The sequence below is a fragment of the Mesorhizobium australicum WSM2073 genome (genome assembly GCF_000230995.2).
In the GTDB taxonomy this organism is placed as follows: Bacteria; Pseudomonadota; Alphaproteobacteria; order Rhizobiales; family Rhizobiaceae; genus Mesorhizobium; species Mesorhizobium australicum.
Map to the genome: position 1 here is coordinate 38,639 of NC_019973.1, position 24,045 is coordinate 62,683.

22 protein-coding genes are annotated in these 24,045 nt (G+C 63.6%); 6 read left to right on the plus strand and 16 right to left on the minus strand.

Features of this window, described 5'->3' with window-relative positions:
- Positions 1-110: 110 nt before the first annotated feature.
- Genes MESAU_RS00195 through MESAU_RS00215 form a run of 5 tightly spaced genes read right to left on the minus strand, consistent with a single transcriptional unit; the run spans position 111 to position 4,904 of the window.
- Positions 111-1,190, minus strand: coding sequence for an imelysin family protein (locus MESAU_RS00195; RefSeq protein WP_015314024.1), 1,080 nt, complete (start codon positions 1,188-1,190; stop codon positions 111-113).
- Positions 1,190-2,791 (minus strand): di-heme oxidoreductase family protein, encoded by a 1,602-nt coding sequence (locus MESAU_RS00200; protein WP_015314025.1) that lies wholly within the window; start codon positions 2,789-2,791, stop codon positions 1,190-1,192. The genes MESAU_RS00195 and MESAU_RS00200 overlap by 1 nt, the downstream gene beginning before the upstream one ends.
- A 12-nt stretch (positions 2,792-2,803) precedes the next feature.
- Complete coding sequence (gene bfr / locus MESAU_RS00205) at positions 2,804-3,289, minus strand: bacterioferritin (RefSeq protein WP_015314026.1); 486 nt, start codon at positions 3,287-3,289, stop codon at positions 2,804-2,806.
- Positions 3,255-3,566, minus strand: coding sequence for a (2Fe-2S)-binding protein (locus tag MESAU_RS00210; protein ID WP_015314027.1), 312 nt, complete (start codon positions 3,564-3,566; stop codon positions 3,255-3,257). The genes bfr and MESAU_RS00210 overlap by 35 nt, the downstream gene beginning before the upstream one ends.
- Before the next feature lie 48 nt (positions 3,567-3,614).
- Entirely contained in the window at positions 3,615-4,904 is a 1,290-nt protein-coding gene (locus MESAU_RS00215; protein WP_015314028.1) for an imelysin family protein, read from the minus strand.
- 432 nt (positions 4,905-5,336) lie between these two features.
- On the opposite strand from MESAU_RS00215, the gene MESAU_RS00220 reads away from it, so the two are divergent.
- From MESAU_RS00220 to MESAU_RS31755, 3 genes are all read left to right on the plus strand, one after another.
- Positions 5,337-6,590: an NAD(P)/FAD-dependent oxidoreductase gene (locus MESAU_RS00220; RefSeq protein WP_015314029.1), complete on the plus strand. Its 1,254-nt coding sequence runs from the start codon at positions 5,337-5,339 to the stop codon at positions 6,588-6,590.
- 79 nt (positions 6,591-6,669) lie between these two features.
- Entirely contained in the window at positions 6,670-6,927 is a 258-nt protein-coding gene (locus tag MESAU_RS00225; protein WP_015314030.1) for a type II toxin-antitoxin system ParD family antitoxin, read from the plus strand.
- Positions 6,927-7,088, plus strand: a complete 162-nt coding sequence (locus MESAU_RS31755; protein ID WP_245262929.1) for a type II toxin-antitoxin system RelE/ParE family toxin — start codon at positions 6,927-6,929, stop codon at positions 7,086-7,088. Before MESAU_RS00225 ends, MESAU_RS31755 begins: the two co-directional genes overlap by 1 nt.
- Positions 7,089-7,261: 173 nt before the next feature.
- On the opposite strand, the gene MESAU_RS00230 is transcribed toward MESAU_RS31755, so the two are convergent.
- Positions 7,262-8,539, minus strand: coding sequence for a 4-aminobutyrate--2-oxoglutarate transaminase (locus MESAU_RS00230; RefSeq protein WP_015314032.1), 1,278 nt, complete (start codon positions 8,537-8,539; stop codon positions 7,262-7,264).
- A 226-nt stretch (positions 8,540-8,765) separates the two neighbouring features.
- Here MESAU_RS00230 and MESAU_RS00235 point away from each other — a divergent pair, with 226 nt between their 5' ends.
- The 3 genes from MESAU_RS00235 to MESAU_RS00245 are packed head-to-tail and all read left to right on the plus strand — an operon-like array spanning position 8,766 to position 14,055.
- The gene (locus MESAU_RS00235) at positions 8,766-9,902 is read left to right on the plus strand and encodes an efflux RND transporter periplasmic adaptor subunit (RefSeq protein WP_015314033.1); all 1,137 of its coding nucleotides are present in this window, start codon (positions 8,766-8,768) and stop codon (positions 9,900-9,902) included.
- A complete protein-coding gene (locus tag MESAU_RS00240; RefSeq protein WP_015314034.1) occupies positions 9,899-10,969 on the plus strand; it encodes an efflux RND transporter periplasmic adaptor subunit in 1,071 nt (356 codons plus the stop codon). The genes MESAU_RS00235 and MESAU_RS00240 overlap by 4 nt, the downstream gene beginning before the upstream one ends.
- Positions 10,966-14,055: an efflux RND transporter permease subunit gene (locus MESAU_RS00245; protein WP_015314035.1), complete on the plus strand. Its 3,090-nt coding sequence runs from the start codon at positions 10,966-10,968 to the stop codon at positions 14,053-14,055. Before MESAU_RS00240 ends, MESAU_RS00245 begins: the two co-directional genes overlap by 4 nt.
- Positions 14,056-14,095: 40 nt before the next feature.
- Here the strand turns inward: MESAU_RS00245 and MESAU_RS00250 are convergent, their stop codons facing one another.
- From MESAU_RS00250 to MESAU_RS00295, 10 genes are all read right to left on the minus strand, one after another.
- On the minus strand, positions 14,096-14,857 hold the full coding sequence (locus MESAU_RS00250) for an ABC transporter ATP-binding protein (protein WP_015314036.1): 762 nt from the start codon (positions 14,855-14,857) through the stop codon (positions 14,096-14,098).
- Positions 14,854-15,717 (minus strand): ABC transporter ATP-binding protein, encoded by an 864-nt coding sequence (locus MESAU_RS00255; RefSeq protein WP_015314037.1) that lies wholly within the window; start codon positions 15,715-15,717, stop codon positions 14,854-14,856. Before MESAU_RS00255 ends, MESAU_RS00250 begins: the two co-directional genes overlap by 4 nt.
- The gene (nikC, locus tag MESAU_RS00260; RefSeq protein WP_015314038.1) at positions 15,714-16,640 is read right to left on the minus strand and encodes a nickel transporter permease; all 927 of its coding nucleotides are present in this window, start codon (positions 16,638-16,640) and stop codon (positions 15,714-15,716) included. The genes MESAU_RS00255 and nikC overlap by 4 nt, the downstream gene beginning before the upstream one ends.
- A gap of 196 nt (positions 16,641-16,836) precedes the next feature.
- Positions 16,837-17,898, minus strand: a complete 1,062-nt coding sequence (locus MESAU_RS00265; RefSeq protein ID WP_015314039.1) for an ABC transporter permease — start codon at positions 17,896-17,898, stop codon at positions 16,837-16,839.
- A 19-nt stretch (positions 17,899-17,917) separates the two neighbouring features.
- Positions 17,918-19,561 (minus strand): ABC transporter substrate-binding protein, encoded by a 1,644-nt coding sequence (locus tag MESAU_RS00270; RefSeq protein WP_015314040.1) that lies wholly within the window; start codon positions 19,559-19,561, stop codon positions 17,918-17,920.
- Between the two features lie 260 nt (positions 19,562-19,821).
- Positions 19,822-21,099: a lytic murein transglycosylase gene (locus tag MESAU_RS00275; protein ID WP_015314041.1), complete on the minus strand. Its 1,278-nt coding sequence runs from the start codon at positions 21,097-21,099 to the stop codon at positions 19,822-19,824.
- 188 nt (positions 21,100-21,287) lie between these two features.
- Positions 21,288-21,893 (minus strand): recombination mediator RecR, encoded by a 606-nt coding sequence (recR, locus tag MESAU_RS00280; RefSeq protein ID WP_015314042.1) that lies wholly within the window; start codon positions 21,891-21,893, stop codon positions 21,288-21,290.
- 78 nt (positions 21,894-21,971) lie between these two features.
- A complete protein-coding gene (locus tag MESAU_RS00285) occupies positions 21,972-22,979 on the minus strand; it encodes a cell wall hydrolase (RefSeq protein ID WP_015314043.1) in 1,008 nt (335 codons plus the stop codon).
- A 251-nt stretch (positions 22,980-23,230) separates the two neighbouring features.
- Entirely contained in the window at positions 23,231-23,638 is a 408-nt protein-coding gene (locus tag MESAU_RS00290) for a hypothetical protein (RefSeq protein ID WP_015314044.1), read from the minus strand.
- Positions 23,639-23,721: 83 nt separating this feature from the next.
- Positions 23,722-24,045: a YbaB/EbfC family nucleoid-associated protein gene (locus tag MESAU_RS00295; RefSeq protein ID WP_015314045.1), complete on the minus strand. Its 324-nt coding sequence runs from the start codon at positions 24,043-24,045 to the stop codon at positions 23,722-23,724.

Here is a 24,045-nt window from a genome sequence, read left to right on the forward strand (position 1 = left end):
GGCCTTGCGGTCACGGCATGGATCCTGGGGTCTACGCCGCGTCGCTTCGCTCCTTGCTTCGCCCCAGGATGACGAAGCTATGGGCGTTTCGGCCAATCTCAAGGTCACGCTCAGTCTCCATCCAGCGACGAGAAGCCGGCGGTCAGGCCGAATTCGGCGGTCAGCCTGGCGCCGATCAGGGTCGACAGGCTGGAGGTGATCAGGGCGAGATGCTCGAGTTTTTCGCGCAGCGCCGGATCGGCGAGCGCCTTGTCGATCGGACCCTGGACGGCCTTGGCGGTCGCAACGCCGTTGAGCAGCTGGATGTGGATCGACTCTGCCATCCAGCGCGCATCCGGCGGCAGCGCGTTGCCGAGCTTCGACACCTGGAACAGCGCATCGATGCCGGCCAGATTTCCGGCCAGCGCGTTGGCGGTGTTCTGCGAACGCCAGTAGATCGCCTGTTTTGGCTTGTCGGCCTCGGGCTTGGCGCCCAGAAAACCCTTCAGGCGCACATCGCGGACCATTTCCAGTTCGTTGATCAAGACGCCGACCAGTTCGGTCACCGCCTCGTTACCATCGCGATAGAGCGTGTTTTGCGGCCCCGGATTGGCCCACAGTGCCGCGAATCCATCTGGTTTGTCCCAGGCCGCGCTGACGTCCGCGGCGATGGTTTCGATGTTGCCGGCGACAGCCGCCCCGTAAGCGCAGCGATAGGATTCAGCCTTGCCCGTCAAGGCGTCGGCGCCGTCGCCGTAGAGCACGAATTCCAGCGCCCCGAGCCCCTGCATGGCAACGCTCTTGCCGGCAAGCTGGACAGGATCGGTGGCAGCGGGATCCTTGTCCGACAACGCCGCCTGCACCTGTTTCAGGCCGATGCTCTTGCGATCCGGCCAGAACAGCATGCGCTCCAGCCTGTTGTTCTCCTTGATCGGCCCGAAACCGATGATCTCGGCCGATGACCAGGCGTAGACGGTAGCCGAGAACGCGGCTCGCGCCGCTTCAAGGTCCGCTTGCGAGGGCGCCTCGCAAAGCTTGTGCATGGCTTTGGTCAGGGCTTCCGCATGCTGGTGCAGGTCCTCATATGCCGGGCGGACAAAGCCGTCGATCGCGCGCTGGATGACATCAGAGGCTTTCACCGCGGCCGATGCGGGCAAGGCGCCCAGCAGAACCAGCGGAAGAACGAGAACCAGCGCGAAACGCTTCGCCATCAAAGTGACCCCAGGAATTTGACCAATGCATCGCGCTCGGTGGCGCTGGTGGCGGCAAAGCGGTCGCGCGCCTTCTGCGCCTCGCCGCCATGCCACAGGATGGCCTCGACCAAAGTGCGCGCACGACCATCGTGCAGATAGAAGGAATTGCCGTTGACCATTTCGGTGAGGCCGATGCCCCATAGCGGCGGCGTGCGCCACTCATTGCCGGTCGCATCGCCCACAGCCTGGCCGTCGGCAAGATCCGGCCCCATGTCGTGCAGCAGGAAATCGGAATAAGGCCAGATCAACTGGAACGCCTGCGGCTTGTCAGGTGCATCGCGACGGGTAACGAATTTCGGCGTGTGACAGGCAACGCAGCCGATTTCATAAAAGACCTTCTTGCCGGCGAGCACCTCAGGCGAGGCGAGGTCGCGTCGCGCCGGCACCGCCAGGTTGCGCGAATAGAAGGTGACGAGATCCATCACCGGCGCCGGCGCCTCGACCGGGCCGAGGCGCGCCTGCACGCCGTTGGGCATGGCGAGGCACTTTTCCTGCGCGGCGGTGCAATCGCCCCAGTGTTTCGGCGCCTCGGGCGTCGAGATGCCGATATCGCCGGCAAAGGCATCGGCGGCCTGCTGGCGGATCGACGCGGTCTGCGCCTTCCAGCCGAAACGGCCAAGCGTCAGCTCGCCGCTCAGGCCATCACGCACGATGTTGGGCTTGCCGGAAATACCATCGCCATCCCTGTCGTCAGGGTCGGCACGGGCCAGAATGTCGGCCGGCGCGATCTGTTCGATGAGGCCGAGGCCGATCATCGGCGGCGTCAGGCGCGGCGACAGCGTGGTGTGCGGATCGAGCGGCCCGTAGCCGAGATCATCGATCGTATAGGCGGGTTTGCGCAGTAAAACCGCGGTGCCGTCCGGCAGTTCCACCTTCCGTTCCCGATAGTCGACACGCATCCTGCCCTCACCCCTGAGACCAGGCACGGCCAGTTGCTGCAATTGCGTGCCATAGACCGGGTCTGGAAGGTTGAGCAGCCTATAGTCGGCGAGCGCCGCCTTTTCTTCCGCGCTGCTGGCATCGCGCGCCAGCCGCAGGAACATCGAGGTGGTGCCAACATCGGCTTGCGGCGGCCGTCCGCGTCCATCCTTCAGATGGCAGTTCTGGCAGGCCCGTTCGTTGAACAAGGGTCCGAGCCCATCCGATGCCTGCGTCGAGGACGGCGATGAGACCCAGTTCTTGCGGAAAAGCGCATTGCCGAGCTTGAAGGTGCCTTCTTCCTCGAAGCTGATGTTGGCCGAAGATTGCGAGAAGGAATCACGGCTGATGTCTTTCCGCGAGGTGCCGGCGCCACCTTGCATCAGTTCGAAAGGCTCGGGCTTGGAAAAATCCGTGGTCGGCCTGGTAATGGCTGTGACGCGCACCTGATCCTTGGCATTAAGGTCGGTGCGCGTGGTGGCGAGACCGGCGGGTAGAAGGTCGCCGGCGATGGCAGAAGTGGTCAGCGCCAGCATCAGAATAATGCCGTGCCGACCAGCCGATATGGCTGGCATTTTCCGGAGGCGCGGCGGGCCCTTGGCCCGCCGCAAGCGGCGCAGGACGTCTAAGAGGCGCCGCATTCCCGCATATCCTTAGTCCGCCTCGTCCGCCGGTGCGGCGTTGAGCTGGCCGTACTTTTCCTCACCGATCGAGGCCAGCAGGTCGAGCTGCGTCTCGAGGAAGTCGATATGGCTTTCCTCGTCGGCGAGCAGTTCCTCGAACAGTTTCATCGTCACGTAGTCGCCCGCTTCCTCGCAGATTTCGCGCGAGCGCTTATAGGCAGTGCGCGCGTCATATTCACCGGCCAAGTCGGATTCGAGCACTTCCTTGACGTTCTGGCCGATGCGCAGCGGCGCCACGGACTGCAGGTTGGGATGGCCTTCAAGGAAGATGATGCGGGCGACGAGCTTGTCGGCGTGGTGCATCTCCTCGATCGATTCCGCCCGCTCCTTCTTGGCCAGCTTGGCGTATCCCCAATCCTCGAGCAGGCGGAAATGCACCCAATACTGGTTGACGGCGCCGAGCTCCAGAAAGAGAGCCTCGTTAAGCCGCTCGATGATCTGTGGTTCGCCTTTCATGGGTCCTGCTCCCGTATTGGATGCGCAGGCCTCTGACGCGATCCAGATGTGAAACGATGTCCACGCCGCTTGCCTGCGAGCGGGCGTGGTAGTTCTCGGTGACCCGAATGATCGTTTCGACCACATTTGGGAAGCAGCCGCAACAGCGACCCCGTTTGTGCATGGCGTGATAGACCTTTGCCGGCACGATGAGCTGCCAGGGATCCTGATCCAGCAGGCCGATGATCGTCTGCTCGATCTCCTTCTCGGTGATGATGTTGCAATGGCAGATCAGCATTTCGTCGCTCTGGCTGACGGCGCTCCGATGCGCCGTTTGGCTGGGGGCTTACTTGAACACCTTGTCGGGCGCGTCGAGACTGTCGGAGCCTTCGAAGGCGATGTTGTTCAGCTTCAAGGCGCCGACGGCGCGTTCGATCGACTTGGTCTGGTCGATCAATGCGTCGATTGCCGCCTGCACGGTGGCATTGCCCGCCGTATTGCCCTCGGCGATCTGCTGGTCGTAGGCCTCGCCGGCCAATGCCCGTGCCTTGATGGCTTCCATCTTGGCGACCGAAACATCGAGCTTGTCGGACAGTTCCTTGTCGATTGCCGGATCCGCTGCCTTGACCATGTCGTGCACCGAGGGACCCGAAACGACGGTACCATCCAGCCTTGTGTAGCTGGCGTGATAGGCGGCGCGAATGCCGACTGCATCATAGAGATGAGAATTGTAGGTGTTGTCGGAGAAGCAGTCATGCTCCTCTTCGGGATCGTGGAGCAGCAGGCCGAGCTTCATGCGCTCGCCGGCCAGTTCGCCGTAGGAGAGCGAGCCCATCCCGGTGAAGATGATCGAGATCGCGGTGTTCGGCTCGCCATCGACGAGGTTCTTGCGCGCGGCGCCGTCTTCCTTCCAGTCGTTGACCATCTTCTGCAGGTCGGAGACCAGAAGGTCAGTTGCCGATTTCAGGTACTGTGCGCGGCGGTCGCAATTGCCGCCGGTGCAGTTCTTGAGGTCGTAGTCCGTATAGGGACGCTCGCCGGCGCCTGGACCGGTGCCATGCAGATCCTGGCCCCAGAGCAGGAACTCGATGGCGTGATAGCCGGTAGCGACGTTGGCCTCGATACCGCCGGCTTGCTGCAAGGTGCCGGAGAGGAATTCCGGCGAAAGCGTCGCGGCGTCGATCTTCTTGCCGTTGATCTCGATCTCCTTGTTGGCGATCACATTGGCGGTGTAGAGCGAATTCGCGTCCGATTCCGTGCCGTAGCTCTTGGCGACATAGTCGATCAGGCCTTCGTCCAGCGGCCAGGAATTCACCTCGCCCTCCCAGTCGTCGACGACCTTGTTGCCGAAGCGATAGACCTCGGTCTGCTGGTAGGGGACGCGGGCCGCCTTCCAGGCGTCGCGGGCGGCATTGAGCGTCTCCGCCGACGGGTTGGCCAGCAGCGCGTCGACCGCCTTGTCCAGCGTCCGCGCCGTGGTTAGCGAATCCTCGTACTTGGCAAGCGCGATGTCGGAATAGGTCTTGATCACCGCCTTCGCATCGGTTTGCGCCTTTGCAGGCAGCACGAACACCGCCGCCGTCAGCAGCGCCGTGGCGCCGATCGCCACAAGCCTGCTGCCATATCGTGCCGTCATTATCGCTCTCCAGTTTCTCGGGAATTCCGCAAACGGCGCGCGCGGCAACCGGCACCAGGCCGTGTGCATGCCACCGGCCGCAAGATATGCCGCGCTGCCGCGCGGCTCAGGGAAGAAAGACACCAAAATGCCTCCAATCGAACGGGTTCAAGGCCCAGACATCAAAGGGATGCGCCAATGCGCAAGCTTCCTTAAAACTTCGAGTTCGATGGAGTCAACGGAAATTGCTGAAAAACCTAATCGAAACAACAGTTTAGAATTATTCTAAACTACAACTGTCAACTTTACGCGTTCCCCTGCACCGGCTTTGCGGCCGAACTGTACGATTGACAGTCGCCATCCCGGGTGCGACCCGCAGACATTCTCTTGCGGCGGTGCCAGGCAATTGCCACTTGGCGAGGCGTCCTAGGATCGAATCGGGATCGGAATGCGATGAAGAACGGCGTGGTCATTGTCGGTGCGGGTCATGCGGGCGTGCAGGCGGCCGCCAGTCTGCGCGAGGATGGCTATGATGGGCCGGTGATCCTGGTGGGCGACGAGAACGAACTGCCCTATCACAAGCCGCCGCTGTCGAAGACTTTCATCAAGGATGCCACGGCCAAGCCGCAGCCCTTGCGCGGCGAAGCCTTCTACACCGGCAGCGCCATCGACTACCGGCCGGGCATCCGGATCGAGCGCATCGATACCGGCCGCGGCAGTCTCGACATCGCTGGCGGTGGCGCACTTGCCTTCGACCATCTGATCCTGGCGACCGGATCGCGCCCGCGTGCCTTGCCATTACCCGGCGCGGAGCTGTTCGGCGTGGTGTCGCTGCGCTCGCTGGCGGATGCCCGGCTGATCCGGGACTTGAGCGCGCACAGCGAAGATGTCGTTATTCTCGGCGGCGGCTTCATCGGACTGGAAATCGCCGCGACGCTTCGGGCGGCGGGCCGCACCGTCACCGTTGTCGAGGCGGTCGACCGGCTGCTTGGCCGCGCCGTGGCGCCGGTGGTGGCTAGCCATGTCCGGCAAAGGCTGGAAGCGACAGGCGTGCGCATCCTCACCGGCACCTCGATTGCAAGGCTCGAAGGCGAAGACGGCCATGTCACCGCCGCGATCACCACCTCAGGCGAAAGGCTGCCGGCGCGCATGGTCGTGGTGGGCATCGGTGCCGTGCCGAATGTCGAACTGGCGCAGGAAGCCGGCCTCACCATCGCCAACGGCATCCGCGTCGATCACCAGATGCGCAGCTCGGTACCGGATATCCTCGCCATCGGCGACGCCGCCTCGTACCGGCACTGGTTCACCGGCGGCGACGTGCGGCTGGAATCGGTGCAAAACGCCACTGACCAGGCGCGGCTCGCCGCGCGCACCATATCAGGCCACGCCGACGCCTATTCGGCGGTGCCATGGTTCTGGTCCGACATTGGCGACATGAAATTGCAGATGGTCGGGCTGACATCAGGCGGCGACAGCCATGTCGTGCTCGGTGACCTGCCCGACAACAAGTTCTCGATCTACCACTACGCGGGAGACCGGCTGCTCGGCATCGAATCCGTCAACCGCCCCGGCGACCACATGCTTGGCCGCAAGATGCTCGGTGCCGGCTTCTCGCCGACACCGCAGACGGTGGCCACGGGTCCCGAAGGGCTGAAGGCGGCATTGGCACAATTTCACCAGGACGAGCCTGCCCGGGTTACGGGCTAAAGCAGGCCGGGATCTTGCCAAAAAAATCAATGAGCTTATCATAAATTGATAATCTCGGATAAAAGGGAAGGCCGTCCCCATGCCCGCGAGCTACAGCATCGGACCTCGCTACGAAACGTTCGTGCGCGAACTGGTTGAAAGCGGCCGCTATGCCAGCGCCAGCGAAGTTGTGCGTGATAGCCTGCGCCTCTTGGAGGAACGCGAGGAGCAGCGACAAACGAAACTTGCGGCACGGCGTGAGGACATCCGCAAGGGTGTAGAAAGCGGACCGGGCATTCAGGCCAACAGCGTTTTTGACCGGCTGGAGAAAAAATACAGCGGTGGAACCCACAAGTAATGGCCCTCAGTTTTGCGCCTGCCGCGGTGCAGGACATCGAGGAGATCGGCGATTACATCCATGCTGAAAATCCGCCCGCCGCTCACCGTTTTATAGCGGCGCTTCGCGGACGATGTGGCCGCATAGAGAATGCGCCACGCGGAGGCGCACCTCGTTCCTAGCTTTGGCCTGGTCTGCGGTCCGTCGCGTTCCAAAAATGTATAATTTTCTACACCGCCCAGGGCAGCGACGTGCGCGTCGAGCGCATTTTGCATGGCGCGCGCGATATTGAGGGCATCTTCGAGGAAGAAAAGATGCCCAAAGACATGTGAATCGGAACGCTCGTCCTTGTCGTTCAGGCGGCGCAGACTTCGCGGATCGAGCTTTCCAGAATGTCGAGCGCTTCGTTCATGACCTCGTCCTGGATGGTGATCGGCGCCAGGAAGCGGATGACGTTGCCGTAGACGCCGCAGGTCAACAGGATCAGGCCCTTGTCGAGCGCCTTCAGGCGGATCGCGTTGGCGATCTCGGCCGACGGCAGGCCCTTCTTGACGTCGTTGAACTCAACCGCGTTCATGAAGCCCAGACCCCTGATGTCGACGATCTCGGGCACGTCGTCACGGATCGACTGCAGACGCTGCTTCAGCCGCGCACCCAGCGTGTTGGCGCGGTCGCAGAGCTTTTCGTCCTCGATGACATCCAGGACGGCGTGTGCCGCGGCGACGCCGATCGGGCTGCCGCCATAGGTGCCGCCGAGCCCGCCGGGGCTGGGCGCATCCATGATCTCGGCGCGGCCGGTGACCGCCGCAAGCGGGAAGCCGCCGGCCAGGCTCTTGGCCATCGTGGTGATGTCGGCCGCCACCTCGTGATGGTCCATGGCGAACATCCTGCCGGTGCGGGCAAAGCCGGTCTGCACTTCGTCCGCGATGAGCAGCATGCCGTGCTGGTCGCACAGCTTGCGCAGCGCCGTCAGGAGTTCACGCGGCGCGTCGTAGAAGCCGCCCTCGCCCTGAACCGGCTCGATGATGATCGCGGCGACGCGGGCCGGATCGACATCCGCCTTGAACAACTTGTCGAGTGCCGCCAGCGAATCGGCGACCGAGACGCCATGCAGTTGCACGGGGAACGGCACGTGGTAGACGTCGCCCGGCATGGCGCCGAAGCCAACCTTGTAGGGCACGACCTTGCCGGTCAGCGCCATGCCCATGAAGGTGCGGCCGTGGAAGCCGCCGCCGAAGGCGATGACGGCCTGGCGGCCGGTGGCGTTGCGAGCGATCTTGATGGCATTCTCCACCGCCTCGGCGCCGGTGGTGACGAAGATCGTCTTCTTCTCGAACTTGCCGGGCAGCATGGCGTTCAGCCGTTCGGCCAGCCGCACATAGCTCTCGTAAGGCACGACCTGGTGGCAGGTGTGGGTGAAGCGGTCGAGTTGCGCCTTGACCGCCTCGATCACCCTGGGATGGCGATGGCCGGTGTTGACGACGGCGATGCCCGAGGAGAAGTCGATATAGCGGCGGCCCTCGACATCCCAGATCTCCGAATTCTCGGCCCGATCGGCATAGATTTGCGTGGTCATGCCGACGCCGCGCGAGATCGACTGGTTCTTGCGTTCGGAAATGGCGGAGTTCTTCATCATATCCCTCACCGGGCCGGCGCCCGTTCTGTTTGATGCCGTTGAGTTCCCTTCTGGCCTTATTTCAGGTTTTCCTCAAGCCGGCACCATCGCAGGGTCGATTGGGCCTGACTTAACCAGTCCGGCGATACGTCTACGAGACCGGTTTCCTTTTTTCCGGGATCGACTATCCTCCTGACTATCCGCGAGGGACCGCGATCAGCGACCGGCGCGGCCGAGGGGAGCCATGAGCAGGAACGTGACATCGTCCGTCTCGCCGCCATCCGCCAAAACTCCCAGCCTTTTGTCTTTTCCAGCCGCTTCAATTCTCGCCTGCACGGCCCTGGCGCTGCTCGCCGGTTGCCAAAAGCAGGCGGCGGCGGACAAGAAGCTGCCGGTCATGGTGCGCACCGAAACGGTGGCGATGGCCGACTATGCGCCGAGAACCTCGCTGACCGGGGTGATCGCGGCGCGCACGCTGAACAATCTTTCGTTCCGGGTTGGCGGACGCGTCGCCGAGCGGCTTGTCGATGTCGGCCAGCATGTCGATCAGGGGACAGTGCTTGCCCGCATCGATCCGCAGGAGCAGGAATCCGATCTGCGATCGGCGCAGGCCGATCTCGATGCCGCGCAGGCGCAACTGACCCAGGCCGCGGCCACTTTCGAGCGGCAAAAGACGCTGCTTGCCCAGGGCTTCACCACCAGGCGCGATTATGACGCGGCCGACCAGGCACTGAAGGTGGCGCAAGGCAGCGTCGATGCCGCGCAGAGCGCACTCGCCAATGCCCGGCAGAACCTGTCTTTCACCGAACTCAAGGCCGGTGCCGCCGGCGTGATCACCGCCCGCCAGGTCGAAGCCGGCCAGGTGGTGCAGGCGGCGCAGACCGTCTTCACCGTTGCCGAGGACGGCGACCGCGACGCCGTGTTCAACGTGCAGGAGACGCTGGTCGCCAGGACGCCGGCCTCGCCGGCGGTGACGATCACGCTGTTATCCGATCCGCAGGTCAGAGCAACGGGCAAGGTGCGCGAGATCTCACCGGCGGTCGACCCGGCTTCGGGCTCGATAAGGGTCAAGGTAGCCATTCCCGAGACGCCCGCCGGCATGCCGCTTGGGGCGGCCGTCATCGGCTCGGTCGGCGCCAAGCCGGCGAAGGCGATCCTGTTGCCCTGGCAGGCCCTGACATCCAGCTCCGGCAAGCCGGCGGTCTGGATCGTCGATCCCGGGACCAAGGCAGTCGCGACGACGCCGGTCGAGGTGCTGGCGTTCGATTCGGGTACCGTCGTCATTGCCAAGGGACTGAGCGAGGGCCAGAGCGTCGTTACGTCAGGCGGGCAATTGCTCAACCCCGGCCAGACAGTCGAAATATCGGGAGCGGCGCAATGAAGCGGCTCCTGCTTGGCCTTGCCGCGCTTGGCACGCTCGCAGCCTGTTCGAAATCGGAGGAAAAACCGCCGGAGATCGTCCGGCCGGTGCTGTCGGTCGTGGTCGAGCCGCGCACCACCCAGATCTTCGGTTTCGCCGGCTCGGTCGAACCGCAGGTCAGTGCCGATCTTGCCTTCCGACTGCTCGGTCGCGTCGTCTCGCGCGACGTCAAGGTCGGCGACATCGTCAGCAAGGGCACGACGATCGCGGCACTCGACCCGACCGCGCTGGAGCTGGCCGTCCAGGCGGCCAGGGCCGAACTCTCCAATGCGCAGGCGCAGTTCGCCAATGCCGCCGCCAGCGAGGAGCGCCAGCGCCAGTTGCTCACCTCGGCCAATACGTCGCAGTCCGTCTTCGATGCCGCGCAGCAGGCACGCAAGGCCGCGGAAGCCAGCGTCGAGCGGGCCAAGGCTTCGCTGGCCAAGTCCCAGGAGCAGCTCGGCTACGCCAGGCTGTTCTCGGATTTTGACGGCGTCGTCACCGCCGTCGGAGCGGAGGTCGGCCAAACCGTCTCGCCGGGCCAGACGGTCGTCACCGTGGCACGCTCGGACCCGCGTGAAGCGGTCGTCGATATTCCTGACCAGTTGACCGGCGATCTCTCGGCCGGCACGCCCTTCCAGGTCATCTTGCAGTCGCTGCCGACAATCCAGACAGAGGCCAAGCTGCGCGAGATCGCGCCCCAGTCCGAGGGCTCGACCCGCACCCGGCGCGTCAAGCTGACGCTCAACAATCCGCCGCAAGCCTTCAGGCTCGGTTCGACGGTAACCGCGACCCGGATGACCAAGGTCGTACCAACGATCGAACTGCCCATCTCGGCGCTGCTCGAAAAAAACGGTTCTGAAAAAGTGTGGATCGTCGATCCAAAGACATCGAGCGTGAGCGCGCGCGATATCAAGGTCGCGTGGAAGTCTGGAGGCACCTTCACCGTGGCGGACGGGCTCGAGGCCGGCATGCGCGTCGTCACCGCCGGCGTTCACAGCCTCGTCGACGGCCAGAAGGTCAAAGTGCCCGAGGGAGGAGCCTCATGAAGGGCTTCAACCTCTCCGACTGGGCGCTCAACCACCGCTCGCTGGTCTGGTATTTCATGCTGGTCTTCGTGGTGGCCGGCGTATTTTCCTATCTCAATCTCGGCCGCGAGGAAGACCCCAACTTCACCATCAAGACCATGATTATCCAGGCCAACTGGCCGGGTGCCTCGGTCAAGGAGACGGTGCAGCAGGTGACCGATCGCATTGAGAAAAAGCTCGAGGAGCTCGACAGCCTCGACTTCACCAGATCCGTCACCACCGCCGGCCAGACCGTCATCTTCGTCAACCTGAAGGACACCACCAAGGCGCGCGACGTCGTGCCGAACTGGCTCCAGGTGCGCAACATGGTCAACGACATCAAGGCGCAGTTTCCGCAAGGCGTGCAGGGACCGTTCTTCAACGACCGCTTCGGCGATGTCTACGGCAACATCTATGCCTTCACGTCAGACGGGCTGACGCCACGCCAGTTGCGCGACTATGTGGAGGATGTCAGGACCAAGATCCTGACCGTGCCCAATGCCGGCAAGGTCGATCTGGTCGGCGCGCAGGACGAGGCCATCTATCTCGAATTCTCGACGCGCCAGATAGCGGCGCTTGGCCTCAACCAGCAGCAAATCGTCGCCAGCCTGCAGGCCCAGAATGCGATCACCCCGTCCGGCGTCATTCAGTCCGGGCCGGAGCGCATCAGCGTGCGCGTCGGCGGCCAGTTCACCTCCGAGGAGAGCCTGCGCGCGATCAACCTGCGCGTCAACGATCGGTTCTTCCGGCTTAGCGACGTGGCGACTATCACGCGCGGTTATGCCGACCCGCCGACGGCCTTGTTCCGCTTCAACGGCCAGAACGCGATCGGGCTTGCCATCGGCATGAAGCCCAACGCCAATCTGCTCAAATTCGGCGAGGCGCTGCATGAGGAGATGAACAAGGTGCTGGCCGACCTGCCGGTCGGCGTCGGCGTGCATCTGGTAGCCGACCAGCCCGTCATCGTCGAGGAGGCGGTCTCAGGGTTCACGCGTGCGCTGTTCGAGGCGGTGGCGATCGTGCTTGCCGTCTCGTTCATCAGCCTTGGCATGCGCGCCGGCTTCGTGGTGGCGCTGTCGATCCCGCTGGTGCTGGCCATCACCTTCACGGTCATGGAGTATCTGGGGATATCGCTGCAGCGCATTTCGCTCGGCGCTCTGATCATCGCGCTCGGGCTGCTGGTCGACGACGCGATGATCGCGGTCGAAATGATGGTGGCGCGGCTGGAGGTCGGCGACAGCCTGCGCAAGGCGGCGACCCATGTCTACACCTCGACCGCCTTCCCGATGCTGACCGGCACGCTGGTGACGGTCGCGGGCTTCATCCCGATCGGGCTCAACTCGAGTGCTGCCGGCGAATACACCTTCACCTTGTTCGTCGTCATTGCGGTGTCGCTGCTGGTGTCATGGATCGTGGCGGTGCTGTTCGCGCCGCTGCTCGGCGTGACCATCCTGCCGGCGACGATGAAGACCAAGCATCATGACCAGCCAGGGCGCTTCACGTCGCTGTTCCGGCGCGTCCTTGTCGGCTCGGTGCGCCATCACTGGCTGACGATCATCGTGACCGTGCTTCTGTTCGCCGCCTCGATCGCCGGCTTCGGCCTGGTGCAGCAGCAGTTCTTCCCACCTTCCGACCGGCCGGAGCTGATCGTCGATTGGAACCTGCCACAGAACTCGTCGATTGCCGAGACGCGCGACCAGATGGAGCACTTCGAACAGCGGGCGCTGGTTGGCAATCCCGACATCGATCATTTTTCGTCCTATATCGGTCAGGGCGCCGTGCGCTTCGTGCTGGCCTATGACGTGCAGCCGGCCAATCCCTATTTCGGCCAGACGGTGATCGTCACCAAGAGCATCGAGGCGCGCAACCGGGTGAAGCCGGCGCTGGAGAAGCTGCTGCGCGCGGAGTTTGTCGGCACCGACGCTTTCGTCAAGCCGCTTGAACTCGGACCGCCGGTCGGGCGGCCTGTGCAGTACCGCGTCGGCGGCCCCGACATCCAGACGGTGCGAGAACTGGCGCAGCAATTCGCCGGCGTGATCTCGGTCAATCCGAAACTCGCGGCGCCGACTTTCGACTGGAACGAACCGCAGCGTGTGCTGAGGGTCGACGTGCTGCAGGACAAGGCGCGCCAACTCGGCATCACCTCGTCCGACATCGCCAGCACACTGAACAGCACGGTGGGCGGCGCGACGATCACGCAGGTGCGTGACGCGACGTACCTGATCAACGTCGTGGCTCGCTCGCGCGAGGCCGAACGCGGCTCGATCGAGACGCTGCAAAACATCCAGTTGCCGACCGGAAATGGCGAGGCGATCCCACTCGCCGCGGTGGCCAATTTTCGCTACGATCTGGAGCAGCCCACCGTGTGGCGACGCGACCGCATCCCGACCATCACCGTGCGCGCCGGCTTGGTCGGCGACGTGCTGCCGGCGACCGTCGTCAACGAGTTGAAACCGTCGGTCGACGCCTTTATCGCCAAGCTGCCGGCCGGCTATTCGGTCGAGACCGCCGGCTCCGTCGAGGAAAGCGCCAAGAGCCAGGGGCCGATCGCGGCCGTGGTGCCGCTGATGCTGTTCGTCATGGCGACCATCCTGATGGTGCAGTTGCAGAGCTTCCAGCGCCTGTTCCTGGTGGTGGCGGTGGCGCCACTCGGGCTGATCGGCGTGGTCGCGGCCCTGGTGCCGAGCGGAGCGCCGCTCGGCTTCGTCGCCATTCTCGGCGTCTTGGCGCTGATCGGCATCCTGATCCGCAACTCGGTCATCCTGATCGTGCAGATCGAGGACCTTGTCGCCGAGGGCAGGGATCGCTGGGCCGCGGTCATCGAGGCAACGGAGCACCGCATGCGGCCGATCGCGCTGACGGCGGCCGCGGCCAGCCTGGCGCTGATCCCGATCGCGCGCGAAGTGTTCTGGGGGCCAATGGCGTATGCGATGATGGGCGGCATCATAGCGGGTACCGCGATCACGCTCTTGTTCCTGCCGGCGCTTTATGTGACGTGGTTCAGGATCAAGGAGCCGAAGCGGGAACAGGGCGGCGAAGTAGACCTCGCCGCTGTTGCGGAAACTTAAGGCGAGGTCGAGCTCCCTGGCGTGACGCGGAGAACTATCGTCAGATCTGCTTCGGAGCCGTCCTCACAAACCCGTCACTGGCCCGCAACAGGTTGCGCGTATAATCCTTCGTCACACGGCGCTCGACGAGATCGTTGGCCACCAGATTCTCTACCGCCTCGCCGCCCTGCATCACCATCAGCCGCTCGCACATATGGGTGATGATGGCGAGGTCGTGGCTGACCATCAGGAAGGTCAGCTTGCGCCGCCGGCGGACTTCCTCCAGCAGGTTGAGGACTTCCGCCTGCACCGAGGCGTCGAGGGCCGAGGTCGGCTCGTCGAGCAGCAGGATCGAGGGCTCGAGGATAAGCGCGCGCGCGATCGCCACGCGCTGGCGCTGACCGCCGGAAAGCTGGTGCGCGTAACGGAAACGAAAGCCGTTGCCGAGGCCGACCTCGTCGAGCGCGCGTTCGATCCGCTTTTCGCCATCGGCAAAACCATGGATGGCGAGCGGCTCCTGCAGCAGGCGGTCGACGGTCTGGCGCGGGTGCAGCGAGCCGTAAGGATCCTGAAAGACCATCTGCACTTCGCGGTAAAAGGCCTTGTCGCGGCGCGCGCCGAGCGTCTTGCCATTGACTGTGATGCTGCCCGAGGCGACCGGCGCGAGGCCGGTTATGGCCCGCAGCAATGTCGATTTGCCCGAGCCGGATTCGCCGACCAGGCCGAAGGATTCGCCCTGCTGCACGTCGAGGCTGACGCCCTTCAGCGCGCGGAAGCGGTCGAAGATCACCTCCAGCCTGTCGACGGCAATCGCAGAAGTCATGCCGCCCACTCCGGCTTGCGGTCGAGCACCGGCAGCGGGTGACGGTCGGCGCCGATTTTTGGCATGCAGTTGAGCAGCCCCCGCGTGTAGGGATGCTGGGCCTGATTCAATTCCGACGCCTTGAGCTGCTCGACGACCTTGCCGGCATACATGACGATGACGCGGTCGCAGAAGGACGAGACCAAGCGCAGATCGTGCGAGATGAAGATCAGGCCCATGCCGCGCTCCGCGACCAGCCTGTCGAGGATGCCGAGCACGTCGAGTTGCACCGTGACGTCGAGCGCCGAGGTCGGCTCGTCGGCGATCATCATTTCCGGTCCGGCGATCAGCATCATGGCGATCATGGCGCGCTGGCCCATGCCGCCCGACACTTCGTGCGGATGCAGGTCGAAGACGCGTTTGGGATCGCGGATCTGCACCGCCTCGAGCATGGCCAGCGCGCGCTCGCGCGCCTCGGCCTTGCCGACCTTTTCGTGGGTGCGCAGCGTCTCGACGATCTGGCGGCCGATGCTCATCACCGGATCGAGCGAATATTTCGGGTCCTGCAGGATCATGGCGATGCGGTTGCCCCGCAGCGCCCGGCGTTGACGCGGCGAGATGCCGAGCAGGTCGATGCCGTCGAAAGTCAATTTATTGGCCGATATCCGGGCCTGCGGCGGTGTCAGGCCCATGATGGCGCGGCCCGTCTGCGACTTGCCGGAACCGGACTCGCCGACGATGCCTAGGCGTTCGCGGCCAAGCGAAAAGGAAACGCCGCGCACCGCCTCGATCATGCCGGTGCGGGTCGGAAAGGTGACGCGCAGATCCTCGACGTCGAGAAGCGTGCTCTTGGATGGCTGCTGATCAGGGGGGCCACTCATTGGTCACCGCTGCGGGGATCGAGTGCGTCGCGCAGGCCGTCGCCAAGCAGGTTGAAGCCAAGGCTGACGATGAGGATGGCGAAGCCCGGCGCACCAGCCACCCACCATTGGTCGAGGATGAAGCGGCGACCCGAAGCGATCATGGTGCCCCATTCCGGCAGCGGCGGCTGCGCGCCAAGGCCGAGGAAGCCGAGGCCCGCGGCCGTCAGGATGATGCCCGCCATGTCGAGCGTCACGCGGACGATCAGCGAGGAGATGCACAGCGGCATGATGTGGCGCAGCACGATACGGAAAGGCGAGGCGCCCATCAATTGCACGGCCTTGATGTAGTCCGAGTTGCGCACGGTGAGCGTCTCGGCGCGGGCGATGCGCGCATAGGGCGGCCAGGAGGTGATGGCGATCGCCAGCACGGCGTTCTCGATGCCGGGGCCAAGGGCGGCGACGAAGGCCAGCGCCAGCACCAGCTTGGGGAAGGCAAGGAAGATGTCGGTGATGCGCATCAGTATGGCATCGGTCCAGCCGCCGGCATAGCCGGCGACGGTGCCGACCAGGAGACCGATGGGGGCGGCGATGATGGCGACCAGGACGACGACATAAAGCGTCCAGCGGGAGCCGTAGAGGATGCGCGAATAGATGTCGCGGCCAAGGTCGTCGGTGCCGAACCAGTGCTGCGCACTCGGCGCCAGCAGCCGCGCGTTCTTCAGGTCACCGAACGTCGGCGAATACGGCGCCAGCATACCGGCAAGGACGGCGACGAGCAGCAGCGCGATGATGATCAGCAGGCCGACAAAGGCCAGCCGGTTGGCGGAAAAGCGCCGCCACGCGACATAGGCGCGGCCGAGCCTTGCCTGCAAGCGCGATGCCGGCCGCTCCGACAGCAACCATTCGCGACGGGAGAAGGTGCGGGCGTCGGAGGCGGTCATGACGATGCCTCTTTAAGCTGTCGACCCCCACTCCGGTCTGCTTCGCAGACCACCTCTCCCCCGTTCGACCGGGGAGAGGAAAGGCGCCAAGCGTGCGACCGCGTTTTCCTCTCCCCCGGGCAGGGGGAGAGGTGGCCCGAAGGGCCGGAGTGGGGGTGATTAGCGGCAGCCAAGCCCGAAAGTGCAGTACCTCTACTCATCCTGTCTTCGTCCTCGGGTCGAGCACACGGTAGAGCAGGTCGGACAGAAGATTGATGGCGATGAACACCGAGCCGATGACGATGGTACCGCCGAGAACGGCGTTCATGTCGGCGTTCTGCAGCGAGTTGGTGATGTAGAGGCCGATGCCCGGCCAGGAGAAGACGGTCTCGGTCAGCACCGAGCCCTCGAGCAGCCCGGCATAGGACAACGCGATCACGGTCACCATCGGCACGGCGGCATTGCGCAGGGCGTGGCCCCAGATGATGCGGGTTTCCGACAGGCCCTTGGCGCGCGCGGCGACGACATATTCCTGGGCGAGTTCGTTGAGCATGAACGAGCGCGTCATGCGGCTGATATAGGCCAGCGAGAAATAGCCGAGCAGCGAGGCCGGCAGGATGATGTGACGAAAGGCGTCGTAAAAGACGTCCCACTGTCCCTGCATCGCGGAGTCGAGCAGGTAGAAACCGGTGATCGGCGTGAAAGTGTATTCGTAGACGACGTCGAGCCGTGCAGGGAAGGCCACCCATTGCAGCTTCGCGTAGAACAGCACCAGGGCCAGCAGACCCAGCCAGAAGATAGGTACGGAATAGCCGATCAGGCCGATGATGCGCACGACCTGATCGACGAAGCTGCCGCGTTTGACCGCGGCCAGCACCCCGAGCGGCACACCGAACAGCGCGCCGATCAGTGTCCCGAATGTCGCCAGTTCCGTGGTTGCCGGAAGGGCGCGGCGGATATCGGTCATGACAGGGTTGGTGGTCAGCACCGAGGTGCCGAAATCGCCGCTCAGCGCATGTTTCACATAGATGTAGAACTGCTCGATCAACGGCAGGTCGAGACCCATCTCGCGGCGCGTGCGCTCCACGACATTGGCGGGTGCCCGGTCGCCGAGAACGGCCAGCACCGGGTCGATCGGGATGACACGGCCAATGAAGAAGGTGACCGCGAGAAGACCAAGATAGGTCGTCACCGCAATGACCAGGAATCGGCCAAGCGAAGATGCAAGGGCTACGGCGCGGGCGCTGCCGCGCCCGCCCTCGTTTTCAATCGCGCTCATGCGGGCGTGTCCGCGAACGCTATTCCTTGGAGACCGGCCCGACGAAGTTGGTGTCGAAGCTCGGACCAAGCGCGAAGCCCTTGAGGTTCTTGCGCAGACCGGCGACTTCCAACTGCTGGTGGATGACGACGAAGGGGCTGGTGTCGAGGATCTTCTTTTCGAGATCCTTGTACATGTCGGCGCGCTTGCCAGAATCCTTCTCGAGCAGGGCTGCTTCCGTCTGCTTGGTCAGGTCCGGAATGTCCCAGGCATTGCGCCATGCCAGCGTCTTCGACTTGCCAGCATCCGAATTGTCCGGGTTCGAGGCAAAGGTCTGGGCATTGGAGTTCGGATCGAAATAGTCCTGGCCCCACTGGCCGATATAGATGTCGTGGTTGCGGGCACGGTATTTGGTCAGCGTCTGCTTGCCGTCGCCGGGGATGATCTCCAGCTTGATGCCGGCTTGGCCGAGCGTCTGCTGGATGGATTCCGCCATGCCGGTGGTCGGCTGGCCGGTGCGCACGTCCATGGTTACGCTGAAGCCGTCGGGCAGGCCGGCCTTGGCCAGCAGCTCCTTGGCCTTGGCGACATCGAGCTTGAACGGGTTCTCGTCCAGTTCGCCCAGAACGCCCTTGGGCAGGAACGTCTGGTGGATCTCGCCGATGCCCTTGAGGATGGTCGTGCTCAAGGCATCATAGTCGACCAGGTATTTGAAGGCCTGGCGGACCTCGGGCTTGGAGAGGTTCGGGTTCTTCTGGTTGAGGCTGATGTAGTAGACGGTGCCTTTCGGCGCGCTGGTGGTGGTGAGGTCGGCATTCTTGGCGATGGCGTCGAGGTCGTTCGGCTCGAGGTTGCGGGCAACGTCGATGTCGCCGGCTTCGAGCGCCAGGCGCTGCGCCGAGCTTTCCTTCATGTTGCGGTAGATGACGCGGGCGAGCTTGGCCTTTTCGCCGTAATAATTGTCGTTGCGCTCCATGACGACCGCCTCGTTGGCACGCCATTCACGCAGCTTGTAGACGCCCGAGCCGGCATAGCCTGTCTTCAGCCAAGCGTTGCCGAAGTCGTTGTCCCATTTGTAGTCGGCGCTCGGCGTCACCGCCGCGACATGTTCCTTGACCAGCTTGGCGTCGACAATGGAAGCGACGGTGGCCGACAGGCAGTTCAGCACGAAACTTGGCGCATAGGCCTTGTCGACGGTGAACTGGAAGGTTGTGTCGTCGACCGCCTTGGCCTTCTCGGTGACGTTGTCGCCGCTGATGCCGAACTGGTCGATGATGAAGGCTGGGCTCTTGTCCAGCTTGACGGCGCGCTCGAACGACCAGGCGACATCGGCGGCGGTGATCGGGTTGCCGGAGGCAAATTTCAGGCCCGGCTTGAGCTTGAACGTATAGGTCAGGCCATCGTCGGAGACGGTCCAGCTTTCGGCGAGATCGGGCTTGACCTTGGAAGTGTCGCTGAGGTCGAGGCGGACAAGAAGATCATAGGTGTTGCCGGTGACTTCGGCGGTCGACAGCTCGAACGCCTCGCCCGGATCCATCGAGATGATGTCGTCGATGGCAAAACCTTCGACAAGCGTATCGGCGGGGGTGACCGCGCCAGCCGGCGCTCCGGCCAGAAGCAGCGCCGACATGGCGGCGCCCGCAAGCAGGATACGGGATCGTAGAGCAAGCTTTTCCATCATCATGATGATTGTTCCCTGTTTTGTTGTTGGTTGACCTGAGTTCCCGGCTCAGGGTTACGGTGTTCTTTCAAGGCTCGACGAGAGCCTCTGCCCCACTAACGTCGTGGTTTTTGTCCAGTTGGTCAACAGCATATCCGGCGGCCCAGCGGTGGGCAACGAGCATTTATGCGACGGTTCATTGGACCAGAATGGCGGGCGGGCGTGTCGACGCATACATCAGCCAATCGAGGCACCGATCGAGAAAAAATCTGCTAAATTCGGAGCTATTTCAGCGCCGCGACGAGGCCGGCATCGGGAAAACAGGTGGCGGCCTGGCCATTCTTTTCCTGCCATCTACCGATCGAGCGGCGGGTCTTGAAGCCAGGCAGGCCGTCGGCGCTGCCGACATCGTAGCCCTTGGCTTCCAAGGCACGCTGCAGGGCGGCGATATCGGACCGGTGGAGATCGCCGACCGGACCCCAGCCACCGGTAAAATTCTGATCGCCATGGGCGATGCGGTCGGCGCCATGGCCGATGAACAGCGCATAGAGGTCGCTGGTGTTGTATTCCTTCAGCACGTAGAAATTGGGGGTCGCGATGAAGGCCGGACCGCTGCGCCCGGCCGGCATCAGCAGGAAACCTTCCGCCTTCAGCTCGCTTGCCGGGAACGCCTTGCCGCCGACGCGCTCGACGCCCATGGCAGCCCATTGTGCAATCTTTTTGCCTTGGTCCGGGCCCTCCAGCGAACAGGAGACGCTCTGGGGCACCATCACCTCGAAACCCCAGCTGCGTCCCCTCACCCAGCCGTAGTGGACAAGATAATTGGCGATCGAGGCCAGCACATCGGGCGTCGAATTCCAGATGTCGACGCGGCCGTCGCCGTCGAAATCGACGGCATGCTTGAGCAACGAGGTCGGCATGAATTGCGGCTGGCCGAGCGCGCCGGCCCAGGACGATTTCATCGCGCCGACCGGCGCCAGCCCACGCTCGACGATTTCCAGCGCCGCCAGCAGTTCTGTGCGGAAGAAATCCTTTTTCGTCGACATGAATGCCTTGGTGCCCAGCACCTCGAAGGCGTCGTAGGGCATCTTCGCCGCGCCGAAGCCGGTTTCGCGGCCCCAGATCGCCAGAAGGATTTCGCCCGGCACGCCATAGCGCTTCTCGATCGAGGCAAGCGTGCGGGCGTTGGCGGCTTCGCGGGCGCGTCCACCCGATGTCACCGCACGAACCGTCTTCTCGGCGAAATAGGCGCCGGGCGATCCGAACTCGGCCTGATGCTGCTTCTGCGGCGTCTTCGGCTTCTCGCCCGGCATGACAAGGTCGGGGAGTTTGAGGTTCGGCTTCACGCCGCTGAAGGCGGCGTCGAAGGTGTTTTTGGAAATGCCTTTGGTTTTGGCTTCCGGCCAGAGGTCGTTTTGCAGCCAGGCGCGGAACTGGTCGTCAATGGGGGCGGCGTGGGTGGGGACGGTGAGGACCATCCCCACTAGAGCAGCCAGAAAAAATGCAAGGCTGAATTTGCGAAAGTCGCGTTCCGTCGCACCCCCCTCTGTCCTGCCGGACATCTCCCCCGCAAGGGGGGAGATCGGCTGTCGGCTCGGCTTTCGCCAATCACCAACGTTGAAAGGAGTTCGCCGACGCCGAAGCTGCCAATCTCCCCCCTTGCGGGGGAGATGTCCGGCAGGACAGAGGGGGGTGCCTGGCACAGACAGGTGAATGACGGCCATAGAATGCACCTTCCCCACCAATAACGTCAAAACGCCGTCCTGGACCGCAGCGCCGCGGCAAGCGTTCCCTCGTCGAGATAGTCGAGTTCGCCACCGACCGGCACGCCATGAGCCAGCCGTGTTATCTTCACCTCGAAACCGGACAATTGATCGGTCAGGTAATGCGCCGTGGTCTGGCCCTCGACCGTCGCGTTGACGGCGAGGATGATTTCCTTGATTTCGCCGCCGGCGACGCGATCGATCAGCGAGCGGATGTTGAGCTGGTCCGGGCCGATGCCGTCGAGCGGCGACAGCGTGCCGCCGAGCACATGGTAGCGCACGTTCATCGCCGCCGCCCGCTCCAGCGCCCAGAGATCAGAGACGTCCTCGACGATGATCAGGGTGGCGGCATCGCGGCGTGGGTCCGTGCAGATCATGCAGGGGTCCGAGGTGTCGACATTGCCGCAGGTCGAGCAGATGCGCACCTTGTCGGCGGCCTCGCCCATGGCGGCGGCCAGCGGCGAGAGCAGCTGTTCCTTCTTCTTAATCAGGTGCAGCGCGGCGCGCCTGGCCGAACGGGGGCCAAGCCCCGGCACCTTGGCCAGGAGCTGGATCAGGCGTTCGATCTCGGGACCGGCGATTCGCTTGGACATCGCTCTGATCTAGGATTTTTCAGAGCGCTTTGAAACATCCCCCGTCGACGCACGGTTCGCCATGCTGCCATGCGAGAATTAGTTTGTTTCGAGCGGGCGGCCCTGGCTGACAATCATCGCGCCTATGGCATCGGTGTTTTCAGGCGTCGACTGGAATCCCATCGAGGCTTCCTGTGGAGCGTCCTGGATCGAGGAGATGACCCGTTTGTTCGAGGTTCCGCTGTTCAGGGTTCCGCCAAAACGGGCGGCATCCGGCTCTTCCATCGGCTCCTGCATGGCAACTTCCACCGGCTTCGCCGAGACCCGCGCGGATTTTGCCGTCGGCGCCGCGGCTGCGGTCAGATAGGTCTGCTGCGCGGGGGCGGTACGGACGGGCTCCGGCTTGGCCGCCGGTTCCGCCGCGGCGGTCATGTAGACTTGCTGGGCTGGAGCGTTGCGAACTGATGCCTTGGCCGGGCGCACTGTCTCGATGGATGCGACCCGTGTCGCGGGTACCCCCGGCAACGCCGCCGGCTGCTCGGCCGAGGCAATCATCGGCTCATCCGGCAGCGGCTGCCAGTTGCGGCCGCGCTTCTCGTAGAAGGCGTTGCCGCCGGCTACCATGGTGTAGTGCATGTTCTTGTAGGGGAAGCGCAGGCCGGCGGTGTGGAAATACATCGTGTTCTTGAGCTTGGTCTTGCGCTCGCCCTTGAGCACGGCGTCGGCGGCCTCTTCGACATCGGGCATTGCGCGCGAATTCATCGATCTGGTCATGACGCCCGGCGCGAATTGCCCGGGCTCACCGACCACTTGGCAGATGGTGCTGCCATGGTTGCCCGAGCGCAGCCGGTTCATCACCACCGTGCCGACCGCGATCATGCCGTCGCGGCTCGACCGGTTGGATTCGAAGAACATCGCCCGTTCCAGGCATTCCCTGTCCTTCGGCGTGTGACTGTAGGCGCGCGAACTCAGAAAGCTCGGCGTGATGGCGTCGGTCAGGCTGGCGACGGACATGCCGTGCGAGGTTGTCTGGCTGCAAGCGGCCAAGAAAAGGGGAGACGTAATGACGCCGAGCAACAGCGGCGTCTTCCATCGCATCGCGATCAACAGGTAACCCTCTCACTTCAACGCCCGCCCCCAGGCTGCGGCAAGAATGAGACACTTTCGGGCAAAATGATGGCCAAAACGTTATTAACGGCATACTGTTGCCGAATTGACACAAAATCGAGGCTTTCCAGATAGATCGAGCCATCGTTTCACATGGATGATGACCGTTCTCTCTTCGTTTTGCCGCAATTCCCTTGGGGAAACGCCAAGTGCTTTTCCCGGCAAGACCGCGCCATGCGTTCCAAAACGGCCTATTGCCCGGCGGCGATTGCTGTCGGCCGGCCGGGCTCGATCTCTTCGATCTTCTCTGAAAACAGGCCGCGCCTGAGAAACAGCGCCCGCGCCTCCCTGGCCGTCGGCGCGATCTTGCCCGGCCAGTCGCTGTCGATGAACTCGGCCTTGGTGAAATCAGGATTTGTTTCGGAGGCCGCCTCCAGGAATTCGGCGATTTCCAGCACGATCGCGCGTTCGTCCCTTGAAAGCGCCGACGTGCCGGCCTCGATCGACGGCCGATGCACGAAATCCTCGAACAGGTTGAAGTAGCCCTTGATGCCGACGAGATCGACACCGGCGTCGCAATCGGCGAGGATTTCCAGAATCTCGTAGATCCTGTTGCGGATACGCTGCTCGATTAGTCTTTCGGACGGCTCGTCGATCATGGGCGCCGGTCTCTGCTTTCATGCATATCGTTGCCTGCCCACCCTCAGGGTCGAGCCCGTGGGCATGCTTTGGGCGACGTGCATCAGAAAGGCAGTTTCATTCCCGGGGGAATGGGCAGGCCGGCGGTCAGCGCCTTGGTCTTTTCCTGCATGATCTGCTCGACCTTGGCCTTGGCGTCATTGTGCGCGGCAAGAATCAAATCCTCGAGGATTTCGACGTCGTCCTCCTTGAACAAGGACGGGTCGATCTTCAGCGACTTGATATCGAATTTTCCGCTCAGCGTGACGCTGACCAGGCCGCCGCCAGCCTGGCCGAGGGCTTCGACCGTCGCAATCTCATCCTGCATGGCCTGGAACTTGGCCTGCATTTCCTTCGCCTTGCCCATCAGGCCGAGAAGATCTTTCAT

What these genes read in the sequence shown, in the direction of transcription:
- MESAU_RS00225 (WP_015314030.1), top strand. Translation starts at nt 6,670, where the DNA reads ATGCCCGCGAGCTACAGCATCGGACCTCGCTACGAAACGTTCGTGCGC.
- MESAU_RS31755 (WP_245262929.1), top strand. Translation starts at nt 6,927, where the DNA reads ATGGCCCTCAGTTTTGCGCCTGCCGCGGTGCAGGACATCGAGGAGATC.
- MESAU_RS00220 (WP_015314029.1), top strand. Translation starts at nt 5,337, where the DNA reads ATGAAGAACGGCGTGGTCATTGTCGGTGCGGGTCATGCGGGCGTGCAG.
- MESAU_RS00200 (WP_015314025.1), bottom strand. Translation starts at nt 2,791, where the DNA reads ATGCGGCGCCTCTTAGACGTCCTGCGCCGCTTGCGGCGGGCCAAGGGC.
- MESAU_RS00290 (WP_015314044.1), bottom strand. Translation starts at nt 23,638, where the DNA reads ATGATCGACGAGCCGTCCGAAAGACTAATCGAGCAGCGTATCCGCAAC.
- MESAU_RS00215 (WP_015314028.1), bottom strand. Translation starts at nt 4,904, where the DNA reads ATGACGGCACGATATGGCAGCAGGCTTGTGGCGATCGGCGCCACGGCG.
- MESAU_RS00245 (WP_015314035.1), top strand. Translation starts at nt 10,966, where the DNA reads ATGAAGGGCTTCAACCTCTCCGACTGGGCGCTCAACCACCGCTCGCTG.
- MESAU_RS00275 (WP_015314041.1), bottom strand. Translation starts at nt 21,099, where the DNA reads ATGTCCGGCAGGACAGAGGGGGGTGCGACGGAACGCGACTTTCGCAAA.
- MESAU_RS00265 (WP_015314039.1), bottom strand. Translation starts at nt 17,898, where the DNA reads ATGAGCGCGATTGAAAACGAGGGCGGGCGCGGCAGCGCCCGCGCCGTA.
- MESAU_RS00250 (WP_015314036.1), bottom strand. Translation starts at nt 14,857, where the DNA reads ATGACTTCTGCGATTGCCGTCGACAGGCTGGAGGTGATCTTCGACCGC.
- MESAU_RS00240 (WP_015314034.1), top strand. Translation starts at nt 9,899, where the DNA reads ATGAAGCGGCTCCTGCTTGGCCTTGCCGCGCTTGGCACGCTCGCAGCC.
- recR (WP_015314042.1), bottom strand. Translation starts at nt 21,893, where the DNA reads ATGTCCAAGCGAATCGCCGGTCCCGAGATCGAACGCCTGATCCAGCTC.
- MESAU_RS00295 (WP_015314045.1), bottom strand. Translation starts at nt 24,045, where the DNA reads ATGAAAGATCTTCTCGGCCTGATGGGCAAGGCGAAGGAAATGCAGGCC.
- MESAU_RS00210 (WP_015314027.1), bottom strand. Translation starts at nt 3,566, where the DNA reads ATGCTGATCTGCCATTGCAACATCATCACCGAGAAGGAGATCGAGCAG.
- bfr (WP_015314026.1), bottom strand. Translation starts at nt 3,289, where the DNA reads ATGAAAGGCGAACCACAGATCATCGAGCGGCTTAACGAGGCTCTCTTT.
- MESAU_RS00235 (WP_015314033.1), top strand. Translation starts at nt 8,766, where the DNA reads ATGAGCAGGAACGTGACATCGTCCGTCTCGCCGCCATCCGCCAAAACT.
- MESAU_RS00255 (WP_015314037.1), bottom strand. Translation starts at nt 15,717, where the DNA reads ATGAGTGGCCCCCCTGATCAGCAGCCATCCAAGAGCACGCTTCTCGAC.
- MESAU_RS00195 (WP_015314024.1), bottom strand. Translation starts at nt 1,190, where the DNA reads ATGGCGAAGCGTTTCGCGCTGGTTCTCGTTCTTCCGCTGGTTCTGCTG.
- nikC (WP_015314038.1), bottom strand. Translation starts at nt 16,640, where the DNA reads ATGACCGCCTCCGACGCCCGCACCTTCTCCCGTCGCGAATGGTTGCTG.
- MESAU_RS00230 (WP_015314032.1), bottom strand. Translation starts at nt 8,539, where the DNA reads ATGAAGAACTCCGCCATTTCCGAACGCAAGAACCAGTCGATCTCGCGC.
- MESAU_RS00270 (WP_015314040.1), bottom strand. Translation starts at nt 19,561, where the DNA reads ATGATGATGGAAAAGCTTGCTCTACGATCCCGTATCCTGCTTGCGGGC.